This is a genomic window from Qipengyuania intermedia (assembly GCF_019711615.1).
Lineage (GTDB): Bacteria > Pseudomonadota > Alphaproteobacteria > Sphingomonadales > Sphingomonadaceae > Qipengyuania > Qipengyuania intermedia.
On sequence record NZ_JAIGNS010000003.1, the window covers coordinates 36,980 to 62,516 of the forward strand.

General features: G+C 59.6%; 26 protein-coding genes and 1 tRNA gene. 14 read left to right on the forward strand and 13 right to left on the reverse strand.

What is annotated here, in order from left to right; genetic code table 11:
* Positions 1-174: 174 nt before the first annotated feature.
* The 4 genes from K3179_RS12015 to K3179_RS12030 all read right to left on the reverse strand — a co-directional run bounded on the left by K3179_RS12015 (position 175) and on the right by K3179_RS12030 (position 4,293).
* The gene (locus K3179_RS12015) at positions 175-1,557 is read right to left on the reverse strand and encodes a pyruvate dehydrogenase complex E1 component subunit beta (protein WP_221565711.1); all 1,383 of its coding nucleotides are present in this window, start codon (positions 1,555-1,557) and stop codon (positions 175-177) included.
* A 3-nt stretch (positions 1,558-1,560) separates the two neighbouring features.
* Positions 1,561-2,643 carry a pyruvate dehydrogenase (acetyl-transferring) E1 component subunit alpha gene (gene pdhA / locus K3179_RS12020; RefSeq protein WP_221565713.1) on the reverse strand — a complete coding sequence of 361 codons (1,083 nt, stop codon included), beginning with the start codon at positions 2,641-2,643 and terminating at the stop codon, positions 1,561-1,563.
* A gap of 126 nt (positions 2,644-2,769) precedes the next feature.
* Positions 2,770-3,084 (reverse strand): FtsB family cell division protein, encoded by a 315-nt coding sequence (locus K3179_RS12025; RefSeq protein ID WP_221565715.1) that lies wholly within the window; start codon positions 3,082-3,084, stop codon positions 2,770-2,772.
* 54 nt (positions 3,085-3,138) lie between these two features.
* Entirely contained in the window at positions 3,139-4,293 is a 1,155-nt protein-coding gene (locus K3179_RS12030; protein WP_221565717.1) for an acyl-CoA dehydrogenase family protein, read from the reverse strand.
* A 140-nt stretch (positions 4,294-4,433) separates the two neighbouring features.
* Between K3179_RS12030 and hppD the strand changes: the two genes are divergently transcribed.
* From hppD to K3179_RS12060, 6 genes are all read left to right on the forward strand, one after another.
* Positions 4,434-5,555 carry a 4-hydroxyphenylpyruvate dioxygenase gene (gene hppD / locus K3179_RS12035; RefSeq protein ID WP_221565719.1) on the forward strand — a complete coding sequence of 374 codons (1,122 nt, stop codon included), beginning with the start codon at positions 4,434-4,436 and terminating at the stop codon, positions 5,553-5,555.
* Positions 5,552-6,130, forward strand: coding sequence for a VOC family protein (locus K3179_RS12040; RefSeq protein ID WP_221565721.1), 579 nt, complete (start codon positions 5,552-5,554; stop codon positions 6,128-6,130). The genes hppD and K3179_RS12040 overlap by 4 nt, the downstream gene beginning before the upstream one ends.
* A 78-nt stretch (positions 6,131-6,208) precedes the next feature.
* Positions 6,209-7,087 carry a mechanosensitive ion channel family protein gene (locus K3179_RS12045; RefSeq protein ID WP_345722898.1) on the forward strand — a complete coding sequence of 293 codons (879 nt, stop codon included), beginning with the start codon at positions 6,209-6,211 and terminating at the stop codon, positions 7,085-7,087.
* A gap of 62 nt (positions 7,088-7,149) precedes the next feature.
* Positions 7,150-8,064 carry a haloalkane dehalogenase gene (locus tag K3179_RS12050; RefSeq protein ID WP_221565723.1) on the forward strand — a complete coding sequence of 305 codons (915 nt, stop codon included), beginning with the start codon at positions 7,150-7,152 and terminating at the stop codon, positions 8,062-8,064.
* On the forward strand, positions 8,061-9,236 hold the full coding sequence (locus K3179_RS12055) for an MFS transporter (RefSeq protein ID WP_221565725.1): 1,176 nt from the start codon (positions 8,061-8,063) through the stop codon (positions 9,234-9,236). Before K3179_RS12050 ends, K3179_RS12055 begins: the two co-directional genes overlap by 4 nt.
* A gap of 478 nt (positions 9,237-9,714) precedes the next feature.
* Positions 9,715-10,758 (forward strand): S1C family serine protease, encoded by a 1,044-nt coding sequence (locus K3179_RS12060; RefSeq protein WP_425594763.1) that lies wholly within the window; start codon positions 9,715-9,717, stop codon positions 10,756-10,758.
* A 57-nt stretch (positions 10,759-10,815) separates the two neighbouring features.
* Here K3179_RS12060 and K3179_RS12065 read toward each other — a convergent pair whose 3' ends face one another.
* From K3179_RS12065 to groES, 4 genes are all read right to left on the reverse strand, one after another.
* Entirely contained in the window at positions 10,816-11,292 is a 477-nt protein-coding gene (locus K3179_RS12065) for an Hsp20 family protein (protein ID WP_221565727.1), read from the reverse strand.
* Between the two features lie 250 nt (positions 11,293-11,542).
* Positions 11,543-11,734, reverse strand: coding sequence for a DUF465 domain-containing protein (locus K3179_RS12070; protein ID WP_221565729.1), 192 nt, complete (start codon positions 11,732-11,734; stop codon positions 11,543-11,545).
* A 156-nt stretch (positions 11,735-11,890) separates the two neighbouring features.
* Positions 11,891-13,510, reverse strand: a complete 1,620-nt coding sequence (gene groL, locus K3179_RS12075; RefSeq protein WP_221565731.1) for a chaperonin GroEL — start codon at positions 13,508-13,510, stop codon at positions 11,891-11,893.
* Between the two features lie 52 nt (positions 13,511-13,562).
* Positions 13,563-13,877: a co-chaperone GroES gene (gene groES, locus K3179_RS12080; protein WP_066760610.1), complete on the reverse strand. Its 315-nt coding sequence runs from the start codon at positions 13,875-13,877 to the stop codon at positions 13,563-13,565.
* Positions 13,878-14,140: 263 nt separating this feature from the next.
* Here groES and K3179_RS12085 point away from each other — a divergent pair, with 263 nt between their 5' ends.
* The 3 genes from K3179_RS12085 (at position 14,141) to K3179_RS12095 (ending at position 15,477) form a co-directional block, all read left to right on the forward strand.
* Positions 14,141-14,371, forward strand: a complete 231-nt coding sequence (locus tag K3179_RS12085) for a hypothetical protein (protein WP_221565733.1) — start codon at positions 14,141-14,143, stop codon at positions 14,369-14,371.
* The gene (locus tag K3179_RS12090; protein WP_221565735.1) at positions 14,368-14,637 is read left to right on the forward strand and encodes an usg protein; all 270 of its coding nucleotides are present in this window, start codon (positions 14,368-14,370) and stop codon (positions 14,635-14,637) included. The genes K3179_RS12085 and K3179_RS12090 overlap by 4 nt, the downstream gene beginning before the upstream one ends.
* 207 nt (positions 14,638-14,844) lie before the next feature.
* The gene (locus K3179_RS12095; RefSeq protein ID WP_221565737.1) at positions 14,845-15,477 is read left to right on the forward strand and encodes a tyrosine-type recombinase/integrase; all 633 of its coding nucleotides are present in this window, start codon (positions 14,845-14,847) and stop codon (positions 15,475-15,477) included.
* Positions 15,478-15,562: 85 nt separating this feature from the next.
* Here K3179_RS12095 and K3179_RS12100 read toward each other — a convergent pair whose 3' ends face one another.
* The gene (locus K3179_RS12100; RefSeq protein WP_247713043.1) at positions 15,563-15,970 is read right to left on the reverse strand and encodes a hypothetical protein; all 408 of its coding nucleotides are present in this window, start codon (positions 15,968-15,970) and stop codon (positions 15,563-15,565) included.
* A gap of 213 nt (positions 15,971-16,183) precedes the next feature.
* On the opposite strand from K3179_RS12100, the gene K3179_RS12105 reads away from it, so the two are divergent.
* The 4 genes from K3179_RS12105 (at position 16,184) to ligD (ending at position 22,906) form a co-directional block, all read left to right on the forward strand.
* A complete protein-coding gene (locus K3179_RS12105; RefSeq protein ID WP_221565739.1) occupies positions 16,184-18,316 on the forward strand; it encodes a TonB-dependent receptor in 2,133 nt (710 codons plus the stop codon).
* Positions 18,316-19,392 carry a PepSY-associated TM helix domain-containing protein gene (locus K3179_RS12110; RefSeq protein ID WP_221565741.1) on the forward strand — a complete coding sequence of 359 codons (1,077 nt, stop codon included), beginning with the start codon at positions 18,316-18,318 and terminating at the stop codon, positions 19,390-19,392. The genes K3179_RS12105 and K3179_RS12110 overlap by 1 nt, the downstream gene beginning before the upstream one ends.
* 141 nt (positions 19,393-19,533) lie before the next feature.
* On the forward strand, positions 19,534-20,364 hold the full coding sequence (gene ku / locus K3179_RS12115) for a non-homologous end joining protein Ku (RefSeq protein WP_221565743.1): 831 nt from the start codon (positions 19,534-19,536) through the stop codon (positions 20,362-20,364).
* Position 20,365: 1 nt separating this feature from the next.
* Positions 20,366-22,906 carry a DNA ligase D gene (ligD, locus tag K3179_RS12120; protein WP_221565745.1) on the forward strand — a complete coding sequence of 847 codons (2,541 nt, stop codon included), beginning with the start codon at positions 20,366-20,368 and terminating at the stop codon, positions 22,904-22,906.
* Positions 22,907-23,059: 153 nt separating this feature from the next.
* Here ligD and K3179_RS12125 read toward each other — a convergent pair.
* The 4 genes from K3179_RS12125 to grxC form a co-directional block, all read right to left on the reverse strand.
* Positions 23,060-23,136 (reverse strand) — tRNA-Arg (locus K3179_RS12125).
* A gap of 38 nt (positions 23,137-23,174) precedes the next feature.
* Positions 23,175-23,651, reverse strand: coding sequence for a DUF1178 family protein (locus K3179_RS12130; protein WP_221565747.1), 477 nt, complete (start codon positions 23,649-23,651; stop codon positions 23,175-23,177).
* A gap of 6 nt (positions 23,652-23,657) precedes the next feature.
* Positions 23,658-24,473 carry a carbon-nitrogen hydrolase family protein gene (locus K3179_RS12135; protein ID WP_221565749.1) on the reverse strand — a complete coding sequence of 272 codons (816 nt, stop codon included), beginning with the start codon at positions 24,471-24,473 and terminating at the stop codon, positions 23,658-23,660.
* On the reverse strand, positions 24,470-24,736 hold the full coding sequence (gene grxC, locus K3179_RS12140) for a glutaredoxin 3 (RefSeq protein WP_221565751.1): 267 nt from the start codon (positions 24,734-24,736) through the stop codon (positions 24,470-24,472). Before grxC ends, K3179_RS12135 begins: the two co-directional genes overlap by 4 nt.
* Positions 24,737-24,907: 171 nt before the next feature.
* Here grxC and K3179_RS12145 point away from each other — a divergent pair, with 171 nt between their 5' ends.
* Positions 24,908-25,375, forward strand: a complete 468-nt coding sequence (locus tag K3179_RS12145; RefSeq protein ID WP_221565753.1) for an Hsp20 family protein — start codon at positions 24,908-24,910, stop codon at positions 25,373-25,375.
* Positions 25,376-25,537: the final 162 nt, after the last annotated feature.

Genomic DNA, 25,537 nt, shown 5'->3' on the forward strand with positions numbered 1-25,537 from the left:
GGTCCCCGGATGTCGGCGAGGTAAAACAACAGCCCTAAAGACAGGTTAAAATGACGGGGCGCGTCGCTCCGGAACACGGAGAACGCAGCGAGTCCCTGACTTTGGGAGAGAGGTTAACGCGTCACTCAGCCTGGCAGCAAAAGCGAATCAGCCGGGCAGGTGGCGCAGGCAGCGTTAGTCCCGGTAACAGACCTTCTTTGCAGCTTCGACGATGCGCGCGCTGTCGATCAGCGCCATCTTTTCCAGATTGGCGGCATAAGGGAGCGGCACATCTTCGTTGCATACCCGCGTGACGGGAGCATCGAGATGATCGAAGCCTTCCTCCATGCAGATCGCCGTGATCTCCGAAGCGATCGAGCAGGTCGGCCAGCCCTCTTCGGCAATGACGACGCGGTTGGTCTTGGCGAGGCTCTTGAGTACCGCCTCCTTGTCGAGCGGGCGCAAAGTGCGAAGATCGATGACTTCGGCGTCGATCCCCTCGCCAGCCAGCTCTTCGGCTGCTTCCAGGGCAAGGCCCACGGCGATCGAATAGGACACGATCGTCACATCGCTGCCCTCGCGCATGATCCGCGCCTTGCCGATCGGCAGGACATGGTCGTCCAGTTCGGGAAGCTCGAACGTCCGGCCGTAAACGAGTTCGTTCTCCAGGAAGACGACCGGGTCTTCGCAGCGGATAGCCGCCTTGAGCAGGCCTTTCGCGTCCGAACTGTCGAACGGCGCGATCACGATCAGGCCGGGGACGCTTGCATACCACGGCCCGTAGTTCTGGCTGTGCTGCGCGCCGACGCGGCTTGCCGCGCCGTTGGGGCCGCGGAACACGACCGGGCAGCGCATCTGTCCGCCCGACATGTAATTGGTCTTCGCAGCCGAATTGATGATGTGGTCGATGGCCTGCATCGCGAAGTTGAAGGTCATGAATTCGACCACCGGGCGCAGTCCGCCCATGGCGGCACCGGCACCGATGCCGGCAAAGCCATATTCCGTGATCGGAGTATCGATGACACGCTTCGGACCGAATTCGTCGAGGAGTCCCTGCGTCACCTTGTACGCACCCTGGTACTGCGCGACTTCCTCGCCCATCACGAAGACGCGCTCGTCACGGCGCATTTCCTCGGCCATGGCATCGCGAAGCGCTTCGCGCACGGTGACCTTGGCCATGTTGGTGCCATGCGGAACTTCGGGATCCTTCACGTCCACCTTGCGGGCAGGCTTGGTGATCTCGGCTTCCGAGGCGTCCTGGCCGACGTCCTTGCCCTCGCCCGGTACGTCATCGACCTCAGCTGCTTCTGGAGCATCGAGATCGGAGGCGTCTTCGCCCTCGCCTGCCAGCATGGCAATGACCGTGCCGACTTTCACGCCTTCGGTGCCTTCTTCGACCAGGATTTTGCCCAGCGTGCCTTCGTCGACCGCTTCGAATTCCATCGTGGCCTTGTCGGTTTCGATCTCGGCGATGATGTCGCCGATCTCGATGGCATCACCTTCAGACTTGAGCCATTTGGCGAGCGTGCCTTCTTCCATGGTGGGAGACAGCGCGGGCATCTTCAGTTCAATAGCCATGGCTCAATACTCCTCCACCAGGACATCGGTGTAGAGTTCGGAAGCTTCCGGCTCGGGCGAATTCTCGGCAAAGTCGGCAGCCTCGCTGACGACCTTGCGAATGTCCTTGTCGATGGCTTTCAAGTCTTCCTCTTTCGCGCCGTTTTCCAGCAGGACCTTCTTCAGGCCCTCGATCGGGTCCTTGTGGTCCTTCATGTCCTGCACTTCCTCGCGGGTGCGGTATTTCGCCGGGTCCGACATCGAGTGGCCGCGATAGCGATAGGTTTCGCATTCCATCAGGACCGGACCCTTCCCGTCACGCACGTGCTTGAACGCGATCTCGGCCGCCTGGCGCACCTCGAGGACATCCATGCCGTTGACTTTCATCCCCGGAATGCGGAACGCAGTACCGCGGCGGTAGAACTCGGTTTCTGCGGAGCTGCGGCTGACCGCGGTGCCCATCGCGTACTGGTTGTTCTCGATGACGAATACAATCGGCAGCTTCCACAGCGCGGCCATGTTGAAGGTTTCGTAGACCTGACCCTGGTTCGCCGCCCCGTCACCGAAATAGGCAAGGCACAGGCCGCCGTCTTCGTTGTACTGATGCGCGAGCGCCAGGCCTCCGCCGAGGGCGACCTGCGCGCCGACGATGCCGTGACCGCCGTAGAACTTATGCTCGGTCGAGAACATGTGCATCGACCCGCCCTTACCCTTGGAGATGCCCGCTTCGCGGCCGGTCAACTCGGCCATGATGACCTTGGGATCGATCCCGTAAGCGAGCATGTGGCCGTGATCACGGTAGCCGGTGATCACGCTGTCCTTGTCCCCGTCGAGCGCGGATTGCAGCCCAATTGCGACAGCCTCCTGCCCAATATATAGGTGGCAGAAACCGCCGATGAGACCGAGGCCGTAGAGCTGGCCCGCGCGCTCTTCGAAACGCCTGATTAGCAGCATCTGTTCGTAGAAGTGCATCATCTGGTCGGTGCTGGCATCGAAGCGCTGCTTCTTCTCCAGTTCTTCCTGCAATGAGTGCAGGACGAATTCCGTATCTTCAGCGGGACTCTTCGGCGCCTTCGCGGCTGCTTTGCTCTTGGGGGCCTTTGCCAAACTACAGCATCCTTTATCTTCCGGGGAGGAATATGGCTCAGCCTATAGGCATAGCGGCCCGCACCGCGCAACGCCCAAGCTGCGCGCATACGAAAACCTTACGGAATTGAGGGCTTGGCGCCCGGCTCAGTCGTCGAGCTTGATGACCACTTCGTCCGGGTGGACGACATTGAGCTGGCTGCGGAGCAGTTCGCCGACCATGTCCGGATCGGCGTGATCCGGATGCAGGAGAGCGACCTTGTTCTGAAGCGCAGCACGTTCTTTCTGCAGAGCGGCCAGCTGCGCTTCACGCTGGTCGAGGAGGCGCAGGTTCTCGCTCCATGCGAGCAGACCGGAAGGCCCTGCGACAGCGATACCGCCCATCACGAGCAACGCCGCAAGCGCCGCAGTGTGCGACGCTTTCTGCCTTTGCCGTGTGTTGAGTCTGACCTTGCCTCTCATCAGGGACACAGAATCACAGTTAACCTTTACGCGCAAGGGCTATTTGCAGCCCGATCAGTAGGAACGCGGTAGGCCGAGGACGTGCTCTGCCAGATAGCTGAGGATGAGGTTCGTACTGATCGGGGCGACCGTGTAGAGGCGCGCCTCGCGGAACTTGCGTTCGACATCGTATTCCTCGGCGAATCCGAACCCGCCCAGCGTCTGCACGCACATGTCGGCAGCAGCCCAGCTGGCTTCGCTCGCTAGCATCTTTGCCATGTTTGCCTCGGCCCCTGCATTCCCGCCTTCGTCGTAAACCTCGGCGGCATGGTGGACCATCAGTTCGGCGGCACGCATCTGCGCATAACAGCGCGCGATCGGGAACTGGACGCCCTGGTTCTGGCCGATCGGTCGCGAGAATACCTGGCGCTCCTTGGCGTAGTCGCTCGCCTTTTCGATAAACCATTTTGCATCGCCGATACATTCGGCTGCGATCAGGATCCGCTCGGCATTCATGCCCGACAGGATATAGCGGAACCCCTTCCCCTCCTCGCCGATCAGTGCCGATACCGGGATACGCGTGTCGTCGAAGAAAACCTCCGTCGTCGAATGGTTCATCATCGTGCGGATCGGCTTTATGGTCATGCCATTCCCGACCGCTTCACGCATGTCGACGAGGAAGAGCGAGAGGCCGTCCGTCTTCTTGGCCACCTCGTCACGCGGTGTCGTACGCGCCAGCAAAACCATCAGGTCGGAATGCTCGGCACGGCTCGTCCAGATCTTCTGGCCGTTGATCACGTATTCATCGCCTTCCCGCTTGGCGAAAGTGCGCAGGGAAAGTGTGTCGGTGCCGCTCGTCGGTTCGGATACGCCGAATGCTTGCAGGCGCAGGTCGCCGTTGGCGATGCCCGGAAGATAGCTGCGCTTCTGCTCTTCGCTGCCGTAGCGAAGCAGCGTATTCATCACATACATCTGGGCATGGGCTGCGGCGCCGTTGCAACCGGACGCCTGGATTTCCTCCATGATGACCGTCGCGGCATCGAGCTTGAGCCCACTGCCCCCGTATTCTTCCGGGATGAGTGCAGCGAGAAAACCCGCCCGCGTGATCGCATCGACGAATTCAGCCGGATAGGCGCGCTCGCGGTCTTTCTCTCTCCAGTATTCACCAGGAAAATCGGAACAGACTGCGCTCACGGCGCGGCGTATTTCATCTAGGTCTTCTTTTGCCATCGATCGACACATGGACTCGTCCTGCCTGGAAGGCAATCCGTCGGAACGGGCCAGGTTGGCGCCCGTTGGTTTCTTGACATGAAAGGAGCCATCCCGTATTTGGTTTCTATTGAAACTAAATTGAACAACTGAGGATTGAGATGCCCGATCTTTTCGAAAACCCCATTGGTCTCGACGGCTTCGAATTCGTCGAATTCTGTGCGCCTGAGAAAGGCGTGATCGAACCGGTTTTCGAAGCGATGGGTTTCTCGCATGTTGCCAACCACCGCTCGAAGGACGTGCAACTGTGGCGTCAGGGCCAGATCAACCTGATCCTCAACTACGAACCGAAGAGCGCCGCATGGTTCTTCGCCCGCGAGCATGGCCCGTCGGCCTGCGGCATGGGCTTCCGCGTCCGCGACGCAAAGAAAGCCTATGACGAACTGATCGAGCGTGGTGCTGAACCGGTCGCCAACGAACCGGGTCCGATGGAACTTCGCATTCCGGCAATCCGCGGCATTGGCGGCGCGATCGTCTACCTGATTGATCGCTATTCCACCGAGGACGGCGAAGGCCTGTCGATCTACGACATCGACTTCGAATATCTCCCCGGTGTCGAAAAGCATCCGGAAGGCGCCGGCTTCGATGTGATCGATCACCTCACGCACAACGTCTACAACGGCCGCATGAAGTACTGGGCGGATTATTACGAGACGCTCTTCAACTTCCGCGAAATCCGCTTTTTCGACATCAAGGGCGAATATACCGGCCTGACCTCGAAAGCGCTCACCGCCCCCGACGGCAAAATCCGCATCCCGCTCAACGAGGAAGGCGAAGGCGGCAAGGGACAGATCGAAGAGTTCCTGCGCGAATTCAACGGCGAAGGCATCCAGCACATCGCCCTCATCTGCGACGATCTCGTCAAGGCCTGGGACAAGCTGAAGGAATTCGGCGTGCCCTTCATGACTGCACCTCCCGAAACCTATTACGAAATGCTCGAAGAACGTCTGCCCGGCCACGGTGAAAAGGTCGAAGACCTCAAAATGCGCGGCATCTTGATGGACGGGACCACCGAAGGCGGCACCCCGCGTCTCTTGCTCCAGATCTTTGCAGAAGCACAGGTCGGTCCGGTCTTTTTCGAATTCATCCAGCGCAAGGGCGACGACGGCTTCGGCGAAGGCAATTTCAAGGCCCTGTTCGAGAGCATGGAGCGCGACCAGATCAAGCGCGGCGTGCTCAGCGTAGAGGATGCCCAGACTGTCGAAGCGGAGCCTGCCGAATGAGCGACGTAGTCGATCATCCCGTCAAGCTGGGCGGCGTCCACCACGCCGCTTATCGCTGCAAGGACGCGAAAGAGACCGTCGAATGGTACGGCAAGGTTCTGGGCATGGATTACACCACAGCCTTTGCAGAAGACCATGTGCCTTCGACCGGCGATTACGATCCTTACATGCACGTGTTTCTCGACGCGGGTAATGGAAACATCCTGGCGTTCTTCGAACTGCCCAACCAGAAGGACATGGGCCGCGACGAGAACACGCCGGCATGGGTTCAGCACCTGGCATTCAAGGTCGCATCGGAAGACGAACTGCTTGCTGCCAAGGAGCATGTCGAAAGCCTTGGCATCGATGTTCTCGGCCCCACGCATCACGGTATCTTCAAGTCGATCTACTTCTTCGATCCGAATGGCCACCGTGTGGAACTGGCTGCCGATATCGGCACCGAAGAACAGTACGCCGAACTCAAGCGCGTTGCGCCGATGATGCTGGAGGAATGGAGCGAGACCAAGAAGGCTCCCCGCCACGCAGACTGGCTGCACGAAATCGCACGCGAAGAGCACGGCAAGAAACAGCCCTAAGGCGGGCAAACCCTAATAGTTTGCAATTCTGGAACCCTGCCGGAGGCATGACGTTGCCTCCCAAAGGGAGTTCTTAGGGTGAATTACATCGCAACGCTGCGCGACCAGCTGCGGGAAATGGGCACTGGCCTGGTAGAGGCTTTACCCAGCTTCGCGATCGCGCTGATCATACTTTTCGTCACCTGGATCGTTGCGCGCTTCGCCGTAAAGATTTCGGATGCGCTCGTCGGCCGCACGGAAATCCGCGCCAGCCTGAAGAATCTGATCGATACGCTGGTCCGCCTTGGCATCTGGCTGGTCGGCCTGTTCATCGCCGCAGTCGTCGTGATCCCCAGCCTCACCCCGGCCAGCTTGCTTGCCGGTCTCGGGATCGGTGCGGTCGCGATCGGATTCGCCTTCCAGGATATCTTCGAGAATTTCCTTGCCGGCGTGCTAATCATGCTGCGGGAAAAGATGCGCATCGGCGACATCATCGAGTGCGAAGGCATCACCGGCAAGGTCGAGCATATTACACTGCGCGAAACCCATGTTCGCAAGCTGTCGGGTGAACTGACGGTCGTTCCGAACTCGATCCTGTTCAAGAACCCGGTGGAGATCTTCACCGACGAGGACCAGCGCCGCCACGAAGTTGTCGTGGGTGTCTCGTATGATACCAATCTCGACCATGCAGCGGATGTAATCCGTCGCGCCGTGGAAGATGTCGAGGATGTGTTGGCCAGCAAGGGCGTCGATATTTTTGCGCAGGAGTTCAACTCCAGCTCGGTTGATTTCCTTGTGCGCTGGTGGGCCGGTTCGACGCCGCGCTCCGGTTGGGAAAGCAAGGACAAGGTCGTGCGCGCAGTGAAGGCTGCACTCGACGATGCGGGTATCGAGATTCCCTTCCCCTATGTCACGCACACCTTCAAGGAGACGGTGCCGGTCAGCCAGCTTGGTGACAGCGGCAAGCCGACGCCCTAGGGGTTGCGAACAGAAACCGATCGCGGATGCCTGGCATTCGAGGTCGGTAATGGGAGAGCCCGATGAGAATCCTTCGTACGCCCGCCGATCGCTTCGCGGATATTCCGGACTACCCGTTCGCGGAAAACTGGATCGAGATCGACCTCGGCGAAGGATATTCCGCCCGCCAGCATTATGTGGACGAAGGCGACAAGTCTGCACCTCCCGTCTTCTTGTTCCATGGCGAGCCGAGTTGGTCCTTTCTCTACCGAAAGATGATCCCGATTCTCGTCGAAGCCGGCTTTCGCGTGCTGGCACCGGACCTCATCGGCTTCGGGAAGAGCGACAAGCCGGACGATCCCGAATTCTTCACTTATGAGCGGCATGTCGATTGGCTGAAGCAATGGAGGTCGGCGGTAGAACCGCGTCCCGCTGCCCTTTTCGTTCAGGACTGGGGCGGATTGCTGGGCCTTCGGATGCTCGCACATGACCCCGACCTTTTCACTTGCGTAGTGGCGAGCAACACCTTCCTGCCCGCTGGCGGAACGCCTTCGGCGGCATTTCTCGCCTGGCGCGAGTTCGCGCGGTCTTCTCCCGAATTCCGCATCGGAGCCCTGCTCGACCGTGCCACAGCGACCGAACGTTCAGAGGCAGAAATCGCCGCTTACGATGCCCCCTTCCCCGACGAGCCATCGAAGGCTGCGGCGCGCGCCTTCCCAAGCCTCGTACCGGTAGAAGACGGAATGCCCGGAGTGGAGGAGAACAAGAAAGCGTGGCCTTCGCTCGCCGCTTACGAGGGACCATTCCTCACGCTATTCGGTGAGGACGACCCGATCACCAAGGGCAGCGAAAAATTCCTGATCGAGCGAATCGCCGGTGCCAGAGACATCGAGCACCGCACATTGCCGAATTGCGGCCACTTCTGCCAGGAAGATCAGCCCGAAGAACTTGCGGCCGGATTGATCGCAATGGCGCGCAAAGCTGGCCACCTGGGGTGACCACGCCTGCGCTGATGACGCGCTCGCAGGAATACTTTCTGGCCATCGCGGCGGCGGTGGTGACTGCCAACGCCTATTATATCCATCCCATTATCGGCGAAGTCGCATCTCATTTCGGGGTGAGCGAGGCGCGGATCGGCCTTGTCCCCGCCCTGAACCAACTCGCACTGGCAGTCGGTATCCTGCTCCTTCTCCCCTTGGGCGACAGGTATTCCAACAGGCGCCTCACCATCGCGTTCACTGTAGGTCAGACGGTCAGCCTGGCGGTCATGACCATTGCCGAGACTTTCGGTCAGTTCCTCGCGGGATCGACGTCGCTCGGCTTCTTTACGATCGCGCCCTATCTCCTGCCCGCCTATGCCTCGAAACGCGTCGCACCCGAGCGACTGGGTCAGGTCACCGCCTTGCTGACGGCCGGTGTCATCCTCGGTATTCTTATCGCGCGTGTGGGTGCAGGCTGGATAGCGGAGCATTATGGTTGGCGACTGGTGTACTGGATCGCGACCGGACTGATGATCAGCGTTACGCTCGCGCTTCCGTACCTGATGGAAGGTGGCGAGCGCGAGCGCGGCCAAGCCAGGTACTGGTCGCTGGTGGGGTCGGTCTTTCCCCTCGCCCGGCAGCATCGCGATGTCGTACTTTCGGGAGCAATCCAGGCACTCAATTTCGCCCAATTCATCGCGCTCTGGCTGGCTCTCGCGCTTTATCTGACCTCGCCCGAAGTAGGATATGGCACCGATACGGTGGGGTACCTCGCTGCGATCGCTGCCGTCTCCATCTTTTCGACGCCCCGCCTCGGAAGGTGGGCCGATCTGGTCGGGGCGCGCAAGGCGAGACTGGTCTTCGCGGCCATACAGTTGGTTGGTATCGCGCTGTTCTATCCAATGAGCGGATCGCTCTGGGGCCTAATCGTGCCGCTGGTGCTGGTGAACCTGGTCGGGCCGGGGATCGATGTAACGGGCCGCATGACCTTTCTGTCCCTCGCAGCGGACCTTCGAACGCGGCTCACCACGATCTATATCGTCCTGATGTTCGTCGGAGGCGGGATCGGGAGCATTGCCGCGACGGCGATCTACGATGTTTTTGGCTGGGGCGGCGTCTGCCTCGCGCTGGTGATTTCATCTGCAGGCCTCACCGTGCTCGCTGCATATTCCCACAAGAAGCATCGGTGACTTGGTGCGCCCGACAGGATTGCTCCGCTGCTTCGCAGCTACGCCATCTCCGCTCCGCTCCGATTCCGAACGATTTTCGATCCTCATGCGCCGAACCAATAAAGGCGGCCCTGTTGGACCGCCTTTATTGGTGCACCCGACATGAAAGTGATGGGCACCAAGATCAATGGGAGATTGCGGTGCCTATGCCCGATTAATGGCAGCTTTGCGCCCCCATTGCGGACGTTCGGGCCCTCTTAGAGGAACCTGGAAGCGGACTGGCAGCTTAGCCTTGGTTATGGGCTTCCCCAATGTCCGATCATGGATTGAAATTTGTCGATACCGCTGTCGATCGAAGAATGAAGCGGCGTTCCGTTGATCCTTGCATAACCAGCGCTATTTATCTGTGATGAGAAGATCGTTGACGAAGGCAACGCCAAATTCGCGTCCATGGATAGTGGTTTTGATCATAATGAATGGGCTCCTCTTAGCTGCAACAGTGTCGTTACTCTTCAACCAGTCAGCTCCGGTGGCCGAGCCACGGATGGTCACTCCGCGTGGAGATCTAGCTGCAGATGAACGCGCCAATATCGACCTGTTCCGCAATGCCCGAGAGTCCGTCGTCTTCATATCGACACGGCAGCGAGTTGCCGATTTCTGGACACGTAATGTCTATAGCGTCCCGCGCGGGTCGGGTTCGGGCCTCGTATGGGATGAGGCAGGTCATATCCTTACCAATTATCATGTCATCGAGGGTGCATCAGAAGCGCAAATACAGCTTGCTGACGGTCGCCAGTTTTCCGCCACACTGGTGGGTACGAGCCCACAGCACGACCTTGCTGTTTTGAAGATCGGCGGTGCAGGTTTCACAGCGCCCGCTCGGGTCCCCATAGGAACGAGCAATGATCTGCAAGTCGGGCAGAATGTCTTCGCGATTGGAAACCCGTTCGGCCTAGACTGGACCCTGACTAAAGGGATCGTCTCGGCACTGGATCGCTCGCTGCCTAATGAGAACGGCCCCGACATTCGCAACCTGATCCAGACCGATGCGGCCATCAACCCAGGCAATTCTGGCGGTCCGCTGCTCGATTCAGCGGGCAGACTGATCGGGATCAATACCGCAATCTACAGTCCCTCGGGGGCATCGGCAGGCATCGGTTTTGCCGTACCGGTCGACACGGTCATGCGGGTTGTGCCGCAACTGATTTCTGAGGGGCGCTATACGCGACCCAGCCTTGGCCTTGAAAGCGATGACGATATCAACGACCGGCTCAAACGTGTTTCGGGGATCGAAGGTGTTTTCATACTGCGGGTCGATCCCGGGTCCTCAGCGGATCGCGCCGGTCTGATTGCAGCGCAGCGCACTAGGGGCGGCGTAGCTCCTGGGGACATCGTTACCGCTCTGAATGGCAAACCTGTGTCCAGAGTGGGCGATCTGCTCGCCCGACTTGACGACTTTCGCGTCGGACAAATCGTCGAACTCACGCTGATGCGCGGCGGCGAAGAGCGCATGGTCAGGCTTAAACTCGAACCGGGAATCTAATTTACCAAGATGGGCCGGTCCCATTGGTGAGACCGGCCCTCTCAGCTGCCATGAGGCTCAGGCCGCCTTGTCTTCAGTCAGCTGCGGCGTGTCGTCATTGCCATGCTTGCTGCTTCCGATGGCGATCTTGCGCGGCTTGAGCGATTCCGGGACGATCCGCTGGAGCGAGATCGTCAACATGCCGTGCTCATAGTCCGCATCGCGCACTTCGACATAGTCGGCCAGCTGGAACCGGCGCTGGAACGCGCGCGCAGCGATACCGCGATGCAAGAAATTCACACCGTCTTCGTCTTTCTCGTCTTTCTGACCGGAGATGACGAGCTGGTTCTGCTGTGCGGTGATGTCTATTTCGTCCGGACGGAAGCCGGCCACCGCCAGAGTGATCCGGTAGCTGTCCTCGCTGGTTCGGACGATGTCGAAGGGTGGGTAGCTGTCCTGCGTCTCAGCACGGAAGCTGTTTTCGAGCGCATCAAAGAGCCGATCAAAGCCGACCGTCGAGCGGCGATAGGGGGTCAAATCAAATGCAGTTCTCATTTCCAAATCCTCCTTGTTGAGCAATCTGGGCACGAGAAGCGTCAGCGAACGAAAGAGCTGACGCCCTAATGTCCAACCGGACCCATTATGGCATCCGGTATCAACGAAATTAGGAAACGCGCAATTGGTTTCAAGACTGGATAAAATTTTTTATCGTCGTTTTTTCAGCACCTTGCAAGAGAGAACGAGGCGCACCGATAGAGGTGCGCCTGCCTTCTTCCAAGAGAGAATATGTTTGGTTCTAGTCCGTTTACGCGGTCAGCCGATCGCTGCTCGCGTGATCGGAAGCCCAGCTTCGCATTTGGTCCTTGAGCGCCAGTTTGAGCTTCTTCAGGCGGGCAATCAGAACTTCGTCAGGCTTGGGTCGTTTGCTTTCCAGCCGGATTTCGTTCTCGAGCCGCGCATGTTCGCGTGAAAGATATCCCAGATACCTGTCGGTCATAATCTCCTCCTCTCTCATTGGACCGATTTTTCTGACATCGCCATTTTCGGAGACTGCCTTGCTCAAGAGGGCGTGTGGAGACGCCAGGCAGCACTGCCGCCAGCCGTGCGTGGAGGTGTGGAGAGCGCAGCTTGATGCCGCGCTCTCCTAACCTTGTTAGAAGTCCATCGCCGGCATCGGTGCGGGCGTGTCTTCCTTGGGCAGTTCGGCCACCAGCGCCTCGGTGGTGATCAGCAGCGAGGCAACCGAAGCCGCGTCCTGCAGCGCAGTGCGCACCACCTTCGCCGGATCGATGACACCCGACTTCACCAGGTCTTCATATTCGCCGGTCGCGGCGTTGAAGCCGTGGTTGTAGTCGTCGCCTTCGAGCAGCTTGCCGACGATATAGGCACCGTCCTCGCCCGCGTTCTCGGCAATCTGGCGAGCCGGGGCGCGCAGCGCACGGCGCACAATGTCGATACCCGACTGCTGGTCGTCATTGGCTGCCTTTAGGCCTTCGAGCGACTTGAGCGCGCGGAGCAAGGCTATCCCGCCACCCGGCAGGATGCCTTCCTCGACGGCCGCACGGGTTGCGTGCAGCGCGTCGTCGACACGATCCTTGCGCTCCTTGACCTCGACTTCAGTGGCACCGCCGACGCGGATGACGGCAACGCCGCCAGCCAGCTTGGCCACGCGTTCCTGCAGCTTCTCACGATCGTAGTCGCTGGTCGTGGTCTCGATCTGGGCGCGGATCTGACTTACCCGGGCGTCGATGTCGGCCTTGTTACCGGCACCATCGACAATGGTGGTGTTGTCCTTGTCGATGATGACCTTCTTGGCCCGGCCGAGCATGCCGATCGTGACATTTTCCAGCTTGGTGCCGAGTTCCTCGCTGACCACATTGCCGGCGGTGAGGATGGCAATATCCTGCAGCATGGCCTTGCGGCGATCGCCGAAGCCGGGTGCCTTGACCGCCGCGACCTTCAGGCCGCCGCGCAGCTTGTTGACCACCAGGGTTGCCAGGGCTTCGCCTTCGACATCCTCCGCGATGATCAGCAACGGCTTGCCCGACTGCACGACCTGTTCGAGCAACGGGATCAGCGCCTGCAGGTTCGACAGCTTCTTCTCATGGATGAGGATGTAGGGATCCTCGAGTTCCACCTTCAGCTTTTCGGCGTTGGTCACGAAGTAGGGCGAGAGATAGCCGCGATCGAACTGCATGCCCTCGACCGTTTCGAGCTCGGTTTCGAGGCTCTTGGCTTCCTCGACCGTGATCACGCCTTCGTTGCCGACTTTGTCCATGGCTTCAGCAAGGATGCGACCGACGGTTTCGTCGCCATTGGCGGAAATGGTCGCGACCTGTGCAATTTCGCTGTTGGCGGACACCTTCTTGGCATGGCTTTCGAGGTCCTTGACCACGGTGCCGACGGCGAGGTCGATACCGCGCTTCAGGTCCATCGGATTCATGCCGGCAGCAACCGCCTTGGCACCTTCGCGCACGATGGCCTGGGTAAGAACGGTGGCGGTGGTGGTGCCATCACCCGCCTTGTCGTTCTGCTTGCTGGCGACTTCGCGCAGCATCTGTGCGCCCATGTTTTCGAACTTGTCCTTGAGTTCGATTTCCTTGGCGACAGTGACGCCATCCTTGGTGATACGAGGAGCACCGAAGCTCTTCTCGATCACCACGTTGCGGCCCTTGGGGCCGAGAGTTACCTTGACCGCATTTGCAAGCGTATCCACGCCGCGGAGCATGCGATCACGCGCATCCGACGCAAACTTTACTTCTTTCGCAGCCATCTGGCCTGCTCCTTTCTCTTCTTTCGATTGAACCGAAGATCGGGTTGGTTGCTTACGCCGCCTTTTTGAGCTCGGCGGCAGTTTCGATGATGCCGAGGATGTCGCTCTCCTTCATGATGAGCAGGTCCTCGCCGTCGATCCGCACTTCGGTGCCGGACCACTTGCCGAACAGGATGCGGTCGCCCGCCTTGACGGCGAGTTCCACCAGCTTCCCGGCATCGTCACGCGCCCCCGGGCCAACGGCGACGACTTCGCCTTCCATCGGCTTTTCCTTGGCGGTGTCAGGGATGATAATGCCGCCGGCCGTCTTTTCTTCGGCCTCGATACGGCGAACCAGCACGCGATCGTGCAAAGGTCGGAAATGCATGCATAACCTCCATTACAAAGCGAAATGACTTACAGCGCCTCCCCCGGATGATCGGCAGGAGGCATTTCGCGATTTAGTTTTGCTGGAAACGGCTTCAAGAGGTCCAAATCAAATTTTTTGGCACTCGCCGATTGCGACTGCCAATGGGCGCTTTCCGGACGCCTTATAAGGGTCTTGACGGTCTGAAATCGACTCACAAAATACGCCGAGCGGAGCAATCCGCAGTGAGTGACCAGCGGCAAGGCAGAAAGGAGGATTTTCCTATGTCGCAACCATTCGCACGATATTTGCATCCATTCGATGTGGCGCATCATCCAGCGCTTGAGCCCGAAGTGAAGCGAGCCATTCTGGCTTCCTGGGCGTCAGATCGGCATGCCGTCGAAAACCAGCCGGCGATGCGCCAGCCCCCCGAATTGGGTCCGGCTTCCGTTGACGATGTATTCGCGGCGCTGCGCTCGCTCGACGGCCCGGACAGCCAGCCCACACTTCAATGACCGACCTCGCTTTGCTGGTTCAGCTGGAAGGGTACGGGCTGACGACGGCTGAGATCTGCTATTTCATGCCGGATCACCCTTCGCTCCTGCAGATCTATGCTTGGCAGGAATACGATGCAGCACCGGATTTCCCGGTGCTGTTCGATTTCCTCGCGCATTGGCGGCGAGAGATTGAGGCGGAGATCAGGTCAGTCCGTATCGCACACGAAAAGATGATCCGGCCAGCGAGCTGGAGTTCGGCGGATAGCGTGATCTCGTGGGACTAGCAGAGCAGTGTGATTGAGCTTGCTAATCCGGACGCGTGCCAATGGAAGCAAACTGCTGACTGGTAAAATCTGAAAACCTTCGGCCAATTGATAGGCAGCTTTTCGAGTTTCCCCCACTGAAAGCTGCCAGTCGATTTTTGGGCTGAAAACAAGCATTATTATCTCGAGCGTTATCTTCTCGGCCAATCATGGCCGAGGAGAAAATGAATGGGATACTCACGGTTTGATGCAGCCACGCGGCATCACCCGGCCTGGAACGCTGGTAAGAATGTCGGAACTAAGCGTCCGCTGACGCAGAAGCAGATTTGGGCGATCCGCTTTCATCTCGATCGCGAAGGGCGATTGAGGGACAAGGCCCTTTTCGATCTCGCGATCGACAGCAAACTGCGGGGCTGCGATTTGGTGAAGATCAAGATCGGAGACGTGGTTGCGGGTGTCGACATCCGCAATCGAGCAACCGTCATCCAGCAAAAGACCAACAAGCCGGTGCAGTTCGAGATTACCGCTGATGTGCGAGCTACACTGCTAGCGTGGTTGGATCGCAGAGGTGGCTCGACTGTCGACTACCTATTTCCGAGTCGTGTTGATCCAGCAAGCCACATGAGCACGCGACAGTATGCCCGCCTGGTCGATGAATGGGTAACGGCAATCGGACTGCGAAAGGCAGAATATGGGGCGCATTCGTTGCGTCGGACGAAAGCGGCGATGATCTACCGCGCGACGGGAAACATCCGGGCTATCCAAATCCTGCTGGGCTACACCAAGATCGAGAACACGGTGCGTTACCTTGGTGTCGATGTCGAGGATGCGTTGCTATTGGCGGAGAGGACTGAAATCTAACTAAGGAAGCGGTCGCTCGGCAGCACTTATCGACCGTTTCCAGGTTAGCTCGCAGGTGCGCTGATTGTCAGACATTGGGTGGAATTCAGACCGTCTGCTTTCCATAGATGAACTCCAGCCAATAGTCGTTCATCCAGTCCGCGTAACCAAGGAGCTCGCCTTGCCGACGCTCTAACGCGGGCGACCACGGTTCGTCACCCGTCATAAGATCAATCATTGCCTGCATTCGCCATTCTTCTCCCGGTAACGCGAACAATATCCGGTGAGCAATGTAGGCACGCCTCCCGATAGCTTCAGAAAAATGGTCCATGCGCACAAGCCGACCCTCTGCGACATGGCGATCGAAAAGTCTTAGGTATCGTTCTACGACTTCCGGAAAGCAGCCCCAGCCACCGACGAAAGAGGCCATCGGCTTCTCACCCGCAAGCATCAAACCAAGCTCTCTGTTTGTGTGCACCAAATACGGCAGAGAACGCAGCAGGCTCGACAACATGGCCTAGCTTACCTTCGCTTCGCGATGACTGCAAACGGGTCGGAAGCCGAGCGGCAGCTTATCGCGATCTAGATGCCATAACCGGACTGACCGCAAACGGCCCCTCAACCGACATCACTGACGGCAAGCGAGCTCTCTAAGGAAGTCTCAATATTGCTATTGCGAATTAATCGCAGAAAGGTTAGGCGACGGCAAATCTCAAGGGAGCTTTGAATGTACCGCTATCTGGTCGGCGCGCTTGCGCTGACACCGCTTTCGCCCGCTATTGCTCAAACCACCGATGTTCTCGGGACGGCATCGTCGGACACGGATGGCGAGCATACGATTGTCGTTACCGCGGCCCGAACGCAGCTTCCGGCTAGCGCGCTGCCGCTGACCGTAGACGTTATCGATAGCGAAGCGCTCGAAAGGCAGGTCCTTGTTTCCGGCTCGACGGTGGATGCAGTCTCCGCGCTGTTGCCGTCCTTCTCTCCGACCCGGGAGAAACTGTCAGGAGCAGGTGAAAGCCTGCGCGGGCGTGCGCCGCTTTACGCGATCAATGGCATTCCCCAGTCGACGCCTGTCCGAGATGGTTCGCGCGACGGCTACACGATCGACCCGTTCTTTATCGATCGCGTTGAAGTCATTTACGGATCGAACGCGCTCCAGGGTATCGGAGCCACAGGTGGCGTGGTGAACCAGGTGACTGTCGGCGCGCCCCGGCAAGACGGCGTTTCTCTCCGTACCCTCTCGCAGGTCACACTTCCCGATGGCTTCGATGGCGAAGGTATTGGCGCGAAAACAGGCGCGTTGGTCGGTTATCGCGCCGGATCGCTCGACGCCAACTTTGGTGCTACGCTCGAAAAACGTGGAGCGTTCTTCGATGGCTCGGGGAATCGCATCGGGGTCGATGGCACACAGGGCGAGATCCAGGACAGCGACAGCTGGTCAGCCTTCGCTCGCCTCGGCTACGATCTCGCCAACGGTGCCCGTTTTGAAGTTGTCGCGAACAGGTTCGAACTCGAAGGCAATGCCAATTACGTTTCTGTTTCCGGCAATCGCACGACCAACATCCCATCCACTAGCGAGCGTGGCGAAACGCCGGGCGCGCCGCCTTCGAACACTGCGGAGCTACTTTCGGCTTCATTGACCGATCCCGACCTCGCCGGCGGCACGTTTGTTTTGCAGGGGTTCTATAGCCGAACCAGCGACGTCTTCGGCGGCGGTGTATTCGGGACCTTTCAGGATCCGGCGATCGATCCAAGCGGCACCCTTTTCGATCAGTCGGCTAATCGGTCGCGCAAGCTCGGCGCGAAGGTCAGCTACGAAGGTGCGCTTCCGGGTTTTGAAGACCTCGTGCTGACGGCCGGATTCGATGCGTTGTTCGACCGGACCGCGCAGTCCCTCGTGCAAACCGATCGTGTTTGGGTACCGCAAAGCGATTTCCGGAGTCTGGCCCCCTTCCTCCAGGGCAATCTGGCCTTGGCTGATGGAGTAGTGCGTCTGGCAGGCGGTCTTCGCTACGAGAATGTCGAACTCAATGTCGGCGATTTCACGACGCTCGCCAGCTACGGGTCCGTGGATGTCGAGGGTGGCTCACCATCGTTCGACGATATGCTCTTGAACGGCGGTGTTATCATCGAGCCAATCGACGGGCTGCGGGCCTACGGAAGCTATGCCGAAGGTTTCACCATCGCCGATGTCGGCCGTATCCTGCGAGGGATCACCCAAGCGGGGATCGACGTCGACGATTTCCTTTCCCTTGAGCCGGTGGTCTCGAACAACCGCGAGCTGGGGCTCGAATGGGATCGCGGCGCTATCAAGGCATCGGCCAGCTACTTCTGGTCGTCGAGCGATTTTGGATCGCTTCTCGTCCTGCGCAACGATGTATTCGAGGTCGAGCGCCAGCCGATCGAGATCCAAGGCTTCGAGGCAAGTCTCGCATGGCAGACCCCGATTACCGGGCTTTCGCTTAGCGGGGGCTACGCGGCGCTTGAAGGGCAGACCGATGCCGACGACGATGGCCTCATCGACGAGGACCTCGACGGCGCGAACATTTCTCCCGACCGCGTGAATTTGGCAGCCGATTACACCTCGGGACGCTTTAGCGCTCGGGCGCAGGCGCGCATGTATCTCGAGCGCGAGTTCAACGACGCTTCGACGGCTACCGATTTCGAAGGCTACACGCTGCTCGATGCATTCGTTTCGTATCGTGCGGACTTCGGAGAAGTTTCGCTGGCCGCCCAGAACCTGACCGACAAGTTCTACGTCACCTATGATAGCGATACGGTCCGTGTGACGGACAACAGCCGCTTCTTCTCCGGCCGCGGGCGCACTTTTACCTTGAGCTTGCGCAGCGAATTCTGATGAAACTTCTCTCGCTTCTGCATCGCTGGACAGGCGGCCTGGTCGGCTTGGTTCTGGCTGTGATCGGACTGTCCGGCACAGTTCTCCTATGGGAAGACAGCTGGATCCTGCTGGACGGTGCCAATGACGCACCGGCCAGCAGTCCGGCCGAACTGGCCAAGGCGATTGAAGTTGCCGTTGAGACCGCGCCCGGGCTGTCCCGCATCACGTTTGCTAGCGAAGAGATCGGATTACACCAGGCAATCTATTTGGACGGGAGCGGTGCTTACATCGCACAAGATGGGACCGTTATCGATCGCTGGTCGGGGATCTGGGAGCGGCCCGAACTGTGGTTGTTCGACCTGCATCACTACCTGCTGATGGGCGAAGCTGGGAAGACCATAACCGGAGTTCTGGGGCTGCTGTTGTTGGCATTCACCATCACCGGGGCGATCCTTTGGTGGCGTACCAGAAAGACATTCCGGTTCCGCCTATGGCCGGCGCGCTACACCTCTAGCGCAATAGTAAGGCATCATCGCGATCTGGGCGTGGTCACATCGCCTTTGCTGCTCATCGTCGCTGCCACTGGCACGATGATGGTGTTCCCGGCGATCTCTTCCGTGTTGCTCTCACCGATCGCGACTACCGATGCTAAGCCCGAACTCCCGAGTGACCTAGCGTCCATCAGCGAAAGTACCGATTGGGCATCCGTCATGGCCAACGCTCAGGCGGCTTATCCTTCGGCCCCCGCCCGTCGATTGATGATGCCTGCAGCGCCCGGCGAACCGATTACAGTTCGTTTCCGGCAGGACTTTGAGTGGACGCCTAATGGTCGAAGCTATGCATGGATCGCGCCAGAAACTGGAACCATCGTTGCCAAGGATGATCCGGCGATGGGTGATGCAGCTTCTACCGTTGTCGAGAAACTCTACCCGATACATGCCGCGAAGGTTGGCGGATTCCTATGGCGGATCGCAATGACCTTTGCCGGGTTGGCTCTTGTGCTGTTGGGTCTCCTTGCGAGCTGGTCTTTCTGGAGGGGTAAATTCAGCAGTCGCTCGACGAAGTTCCTGAGCCCAGTAGAGGCGGCGAATTAAGTCGACCCGAGGCTCTACAATTCCGATGTCCGCTTCGGACATTTCCAGAGCCAACTCCGGTCAGTCCGCAATCGGCCCCAATTCCGCCATTTGAAACCATCCTCGCTTCTAATCGCTGACTCCTTCGAAACGGAGTTACGCATGGCAGCACGCGCATATTGGCAGGGACAGATCAGGCTAGCGCTCGTCTCGATCCCGGTGGAGATCTACTCGGCGTCCAAAACGGGCGCAAAGATCAGCTTCAACCAGATCCACGAGCCCAGCGGCAAAAGGATCAAGTACGAGAAGGTCGTGCCTGGCATCGGCCCGGTCGATCGCGACGAGATCATCAAGGGATACGAGGTGTCCAAGGGCGAATACGTCCTGCTGGAGGAGGAGGAGATCGAGGCGGTCAAGATCGAGAGCCGCAAGACGCTGGAGCTGGTGCAGTTCGTCGACACCTGCGAGATCGACCCGCTGTATTTCGAGAAGCCCTATTACGTCGCGCCCAAGGACGACCTCGCCGAAGAGGCGTTCATTGTGCTGCGCGAGGCGCTGCGCAAGGCGGGCAAGGTGGCGCTCGGACAGTTATCGGTGCGCGGTTCGGAAAAGCTTGTCGCCATCAAGCCGTGCGGCAAGGGTTTGCTGCTCGAGACGCTGCGCTATGCGGACGAGGTGCGTAAGGGGCAGGCCTTCTTCTCCGATATCGACAATGCCAAGCCGAAAAAGGAATTGCTCGACCTTGCCACCACGCTGATCGAACAGAAAAGCGCGCCCTTCGACGCGAGCGAATTCGAGGACCGCTATGTCGATGCGTTGAGGAAGTTGATCGACAAGAAGGCGAAATCGAAAAGCAACAAGGCGATTATCGAGGATGCCGGCGATGCCGAGGCATCGGGCGGCAATGTGATAGACCTGATGGCGGCGCTCAAGAAATCCGTGGACGACAAGACAAACAAGCCCAAGGCTGCGAAGCGCAAGAAGATCGCCTGATATGGCGGGCGCGAAAAAGGCTGCTGGCAAGGCGGCGGACCCGCTTGCCAACTACAACGCGAAACGCGATTTCGCGAAGACGCCCGAACCTTCCGGCAAGCCCGAAAGCAGCGAGGGAGGCGACCTTTTCATCGTGCAGAAACACGATGCCACGCGGTTGCATTGGGACCTGAGGCTGGAAGTGGACGGCGTGCTCAAGAGCTGGGCGGTGACAAAGGGCCCCTCTCCCGACCCCGATATCAAGCGACTGGCGGTGCGGACCGAGGACCACCCGATGTCCTACGCCGAGTTCGAGGGGACCATCCCCAGAGGCGAATACGGCGGCGGCACGGTCATGCTGTGGGACCGCGGCAGCTGGGCCCCGATCGAAGGCAAGAGCGCCAGCGATCTCGACGAGGGGCACCTGCATTTTACGCTTCAGGGCGAGCGGATGAAGGGCGAATGGCTACTCATCCGGCTGAAGAAGAAAACCGGCGAAAAGCGCGAGAACTGGCTGCTACGCAAGCTGCAGGACAGCCATGTCGAACAAGGCGATGCGCTGGTGGAGCGCGAGCTAAGCAGCGTGCTCACCGGTCGCTCGATGGCGGAAATCGCGGCGGACAAGGGCGGCGAGTTCCCGCTGGCGGGCAAGAAGGACGATGCCTTCCTTGCGCAGATGAAAAAGGCCGCCGCGCACAATGCTTCGAAGACGAAACCGCAAAAAAGACGCAAGTCCGCGCCCTTGCCGAAATTCCGCAAGCCACAACTCGCTACACTGGTCGACGATGTTCCTGCCGGCAACGGCTGGATGCACGAGATCAAGTTCGACGGGTACCGCGCAATTGTGGCGGCGAAGGGCGATGCGGTGCGCGTCTATACCCGCAGCGGCAAGGACTGGACCGACAAGTTCGCTCCGCTGGTGAAGGCAGTTGCCGCGCTCGACCTGCCGGCTTGCCTGATCGACGGGGAAATCGTTGCTTACGATAGTAAGGGCAATCCCGATTTCTCGACTCTGCAGGCGGTGCTCAAGCGCGGCCATGGCAGCCAGTCGAAGGCGGACAAGCTGGCTTTCCATGCTTTCGATCTGGTCGAGCTCGATGGCGAAGACCTCGCTCCACTTGCCAACATCGAGCGCAAGGAGCGGCTCGAGGCGCTGCTCGCCACCGCCGAGCCGCCGGTCCATGTCGCCGACCACGTGATCGGATCGGGCGAGAGGCTCTACGATGCGATGTGCCGGGCCGGGCAGGAAGGCATCATCGCTAAAAAGATCGACGCGAAATACCGCCACTCGCGCAGCAAGGCCTGGGTCAAGGTGAAGTGCACGAGGCGCCAGGAGTTCGTTATCGTCGGCTGGAAGAAATCGAACTCCAAGGGCCGCCCCTTTGCTTCGCTGCTGCTCGCACAGAACGAATGCGACACGCTAGTCTACAAGGGCAAGGTCGGCACCGGCTTCACCACGGACGAGATGGACGATCTCGCCGCGAAGATGCGGCGGCTGGAGCGCAAGACCGCGCCGGTGGAGACCGACACGGCCAGCGCGAGGGGCGTCACCTGGCTGACCCCGAAGCTGGTGGCGGAGATCGCCTTTGCCGAGTTCACAGCGGACGGCAACGTTCGCCACGGCAGCTATCTGGGCCTGCGCTCGGACAAGCCGGCGAAGGCGGTGATACCGGAAAAACCAGCCAGTGTCCCCGATGCCAAATCCGAAGTGAAAATCTCGAGCAGCGACCGGGTGATCTTTCCCGACAGTGGCGAGACGAAAGGCGAACTCGCCGATTATTACCGGTCCGTTGCCGGCATTATGCTGCCCTTCGCCGCCCGTCGCCCGGTTAGCCTAGTACGCTGCCCGCAGGGGCGGGCGAAGAAATGCTTTTTCCAGAAACATAACAGTGGCAGCTTCGGCAACGCGGTGCACCATGTGCCGATCCGCGAGAAGGACGGAGGGACCGAGGAATATCTCTATTTGGAGGACGCGCGCGGCATCCTGCAATGCGTGCAGATGGGAACGATCGAATTCCACGGCTGGGCCTCGCGCAGCGACGATGTCGAGGCGCCCGATCGTATGGTTTTCGACCTCGACCCCGACGAGGGGCTCGATTTCGAGGACGTCAAGCAGGCCGCTCGCGACATCCGCGCGCGCTTGAGCGATATTGGTCTTGTCAGCTTCGCCATGCTCTCGGGCGGCAAGGGCGTCCACGTCGTGGTGCCGCTCTCCCGCGGTCACGACTGGGAAGCGCACAAGGACTTCGCCCGCCGCTTTGCCGAGGCGCTCAGCCTGGCCGAGCCCGACCGCTTCACTGCCACGATGAGCAAGGCCAAGCGCAAGGGAAAGATCTTCATCGACTGGCTGCGCAACCAGCGTGGCAGCACCGCCGTCCTGCCCTATTCCGCGCGCGCCCGTAGCGGTGCCCCGGTGGCGGTACCGATCGGCTGGAACGAGCTCAAAGAGATCCAGGATGCTAAGCCATTCGCCATCGACGATGTCGCCGCGCTGATTGATCGGGCCGCGAGCAAACAGCTATTGGGATGGGGCTTCGCCGACCAAAGACTGCCAAACGTTTAGGGTGGATCGCATACGCGCTATCCAACGTCAGGATATAGCGTAATTCGCTTGAAAGCGGACCGTCAGCAATCGACCCCAAAGTCGCCATAAGGTGCCCATCGTATTCCCGTCGGGTAGACTCGAGAATCCCAGAGTTCTGCGGATTATTGCTAATGGCGCGCCCGACAGGATTCGAACCTGTGGCCCCCAGATTAGGAATCTGATGCTCTATCCGACTGAGCTACGGGCGCCCCGGCGCTTCGTATAGCGCCTCTGCCTTGTGTGGCAATCAGTTGAGTTCGTCGGGAGGGGCGATCGGAAAGAGGATCGGCGCGACGGCGATCCCCTCGGCGGCCAGATCCTCCGCTTCCTCACGCGTTGCCTTGCCGTGGATCGGGGTCTCGTCGATCTCGCCATAATATTGCGAGCGCGCTTTCTCGGCGAACTTGTCACCCACCCAGGTGCTTTTCTCCAGAGCCTTGGCCTGCGCTTTGGCCAACGTCTCCAAGGCCTTCTTCACTTCCGGCGGCATGGGCGCATTCGACAGCTGCGCCTCGGCCTTGGGCTCATCGACCGGAATTGCTGCCTGTGTCCTGTTACCCTTCGCTGCAACTGCAGGCGCCATGGGAGCCTTGCCCACCAGGGACGATCCGCATTCCGGACAATCGATAAGGCCGCGCTCTTTCTGCTGGTCGAAGTCCGCAGAAGACCCGAACCAACCCTCGAACCGGTGGCCGTTATCGCAATGGAGGTCGAATACGATCATGCGCGCCTAAATGGCGATTTCTCGGCGATTGGCAAGGCTGGGGACCTGTGCGCGCACGGTTTCTATGCGGCTGTGATCGATCTCGGCAAAGGCCACCTTGTCCGCGCCGTCGCCCATGTCCAGCAGCACTTCGCCCCACGGGTCGACGACGAGGCTGTGGCCATAGGTTTCGCGCCCGTCCTCGTGCTTGCCGCACTGTGCCGCGGCAATGACGAACGCGCTCGCTTCGATAGCGCGGGCGCGCTGCATGACGTGCCAATGCGCCTTCCCGGTAGGCACGGTAAAAGCTGCAGGAACAGCGATTGCATCGCATTGCAGGCGGCCAAGCGCCTCGTATAGTGCTGGAAAGCGAAGATCGTAACAGATCGTGAGGCCCAGTTTTCCCACCGGGCAATCGACGGTTACAACCTTGTCGCCCGGCCGATAGGCGTTGGACTCCCGCCAGCTTTCGCCGCTGTCCAGATCGACATCGAACATGTGCATCTTGTCATAGCGCGCGGCGATGTCGCCTTTTTCGTCGATTACGAACCCTCGGTTTGCCCACTTACCATCGCCTGCATCGACCGCGAGCGACCCGAGATGAACCCAGATACCGCGTCTTGCCGCTTCGTCCCTTACCGTAGCGAGAACCTCATCCCTGTTTTCGTCGACGATTTGTCCGGCGGCTCTCCTCCGATCGCGATCGAGAAGGCCCGACATCTCGGGAGTGAAAAGAATCTGCGCCCCGCCCTCGGACGCCGACCCGATGGCATCGATCAAGGCTGCCGCGCTGCGCGACGGGTCGATTCCGGTTGTCGACTGGAACAGGGCGATGCGGGTCATTGAGCGGCCAGCAACGCGTCCAATTTACCGGCTCGTTCGAGAGCTGCGAGTTCATCCGATCCACCGACATAGGTGTCCCCGATAAATATCTGCGGGACCGTGCGCGCATTGGGTGCGCGTTCGAGCATCTCGTCGCGTTTTGGGCCGCCCATGGTAATGTCGTGCTCAGCATATTCCGCGCCCTTGCTGTCGAGCAGGCTTTTCGCTCGATAGCAGAAGCCGCAGCCGAATTTGGTGTAGATATCGATCTTGGGCTGGCTCATCGCGGGTCCTTCTGGGCTTGTCTGGGAAAAATGGTTTAGCCGGTTGCCGGGCGGCTTGAAAGCGTTTGGACGCTGCCTATGTTGGTTTTGTCGTTGCATGCCGCAGCGACGTCGGAGCGCCGGTTTCGGGCTCCTCATATAGTCAAATTGCTCAACAGAGGATTTGTTTCGATGAACCGTTTTGATACCACTCCCTATCGCCGTTCCACCGTCGGTTTCGACCGTCTGTTCGACCTGATGGAACGCCAGGCCCGGAACGCCGGCGGCGATAATTACCCCCCCTTCAATATCGAGCGCCGCGGTGATGACGAATACCGCATCACGCTGGCAGTCGCGGGCTTTCGTCCCGAAGACCTTGATATCACAGCGCAGCAGAACCTGCTGACGATCAACGGGCGTAAACGCGATGACCAGCCCGACGGCGATATGCTGCATGTCGGCATCGCCAATCGCGGGTTCGAACGCCGGTTCGATCTGGCAGACTATGTGCGCGTCGAGAATGCCGACCTCAAGGACGGCATGCTCGTCATCGATCTCGTGCGTGAAGTACCCGAAGCGATGAAGCCCAAGAAGATTGCAATCGGCGGGCAGAAGCCGCTCGAGATCGTCAAAGGCGAAGATGACAGCGCTGCTGCGTAAACTACATTCCGATCCGGAAACGAAAGGGGGCGGTACCCGAAGGTGCCGCCCCCGCGACGTCTAGCGCCGCCAAGCCCCTAATTCGGTTGTCCGGGTCGCAGAAGACAACCGAGTTCGAGGCAAGCCCACCGCTTGCTGGCGCAGCGTTAGTCTGTAAATTCA

Excerpts from the sequence above, each read along its gene's own strand:
- ku (WP_221565743.1), top strand. The coding sequence starts at position 19,534 with ATGGCAGCACGCGCATATTGGCAGGGACAGATCAGGCTAGCGCTCGTC.
- groL (WP_221565731.1), bottom strand. The coding sequence starts at position 13,510 with ATGGCTGCGAAAGAAGTAAAGTTTGCGTCGGATGCGCGTGATCGCATG.
- K3179_RS12030 (WP_221565717.1), bottom strand. The coding sequence starts at position 4,293 with ATGGCAAAAGAAGACCTAGATGAAATACGCCGCGCCGTGAGCGCAGTC.
- K3179_RS12110 (WP_221565741.1), top strand. The coding sequence starts at position 18,316 with ATGAAACTTCTCTCGCTTCTGCATCGCTGGACAGGCGGCCTGGTCGGC.
- K3179_RS12145 (WP_221565753.1), top strand. The coding sequence starts at position 24,908 with ATGAACCGTTTTGATACCACTCCCTATCGCCGTTCCACCGTCGGTTTC.
- K3179_RS12085 (WP_221565733.1), top strand. The coding sequence starts at position 14,141 with ATGTCGCAACCATTCGCACGATATTTGCATCCATTCGATGTGGCGCAT.
- K3179_RS12105 (WP_221565739.1), top strand. The coding sequence starts at position 16,184 with ATGTACCGCTATCTGGTCGGCGCGCTTGCGCTGACACCGCTTTCGCCC.
- ligD (WP_221565745.1), top strand. The coding sequence starts at position 20,366 with ATGGCGGGCGCGAAAAAGGCTGCTGGCAAGGCGGCGGACCCGCTTGCC.
- K3179_RS12090 (WP_221565735.1), top strand. The coding sequence starts at position 14,368 with ATGACCGACCTCGCTTTGCTGGTTCAGCTGGAAGGGTACGGGCTGACG.
- K3179_RS12135 (WP_221565749.1), bottom strand. The coding sequence starts at position 24,473 with ATGACCCGCATCGCCCTGTTCCAGTCGACAACCGGAATCGACCCGTCG.
- K3179_RS12050 (WP_221565723.1), top strand. The coding sequence starts at position 7,150 with ATGAGAATCCTTCGTACGCCCGCCGATCGCTTCGCGGATATTCCGGAC.
- hppD (WP_221565719.1), top strand. The coding sequence starts at position 4,434 with ATGCCCGATCTTTTCGAAAACCCCATTGGTCTCGACGGCTTCGAATTC.
- K3179_RS12065 (WP_221565727.1), bottom strand. The coding sequence starts at position 11,292 with ATGAGAACTGCATTTGATTTGACCCCCTATCGCCGCTCGACGGTCGGC.
- K3179_RS12040 (WP_221565721.1), top strand. The coding sequence starts at position 5,552 with ATGAGCGACGTAGTCGATCATCCCGTCAAGCTGGGCGGCGTCCACCAC.
- K3179_RS12070 (WP_221565729.1), bottom strand. The coding sequence starts at position 11,734 with ATGACCGACAGGTATCTGGGATATCTTTCACGCGAACATGCGCGGCTC.
- groES (WP_066760610.1), bottom strand. The coding sequence starts at position 13,877 with ATGCATTTCCGACCTTTGCACGATCGCGTGCTGGTTCGCCGTATCGAG.
- K3179_RS12015 (WP_221565711.1), bottom strand. The coding sequence starts at position 1,557 with ATGGCTATTGAACTGAAGATGCCCGCGCTGTCTCCCACCATGGAAGAA.
- K3179_RS12130 (WP_221565747.1), bottom strand. The coding sequence starts at position 23,651 with ATGATCGTATTCGACCTCCATTGCGATAACGGCCACCGGTTCGAGGGT.
- K3179_RS12095 (WP_221565737.1), top strand. The coding sequence starts at position 14,845 with ATGGGATACTCACGGTTTGATGCAGCCACGCGGCATCACCCGGCCTGG.
- K3179_RS12100 (WP_247713043.1), bottom strand. The coding sequence starts at position 15,970 with ATGTTGTCGAGCCTGCTGCGTTCTCTGCCGTATTTGGTGCACACAAAC.
- grxC (WP_221565751.1), bottom strand. The coding sequence starts at position 24,736 with ATGAGCCAGCCCAAGATCGATATCTACACCAAATTCGGCTGCGGCTTC.
- K3179_RS12025 (WP_221565715.1), bottom strand. The coding sequence starts at position 3,084 with ATGAGAGGCAAGGTCAGACTCAACACACGGCAAAGGCAGAAAGCGTCG.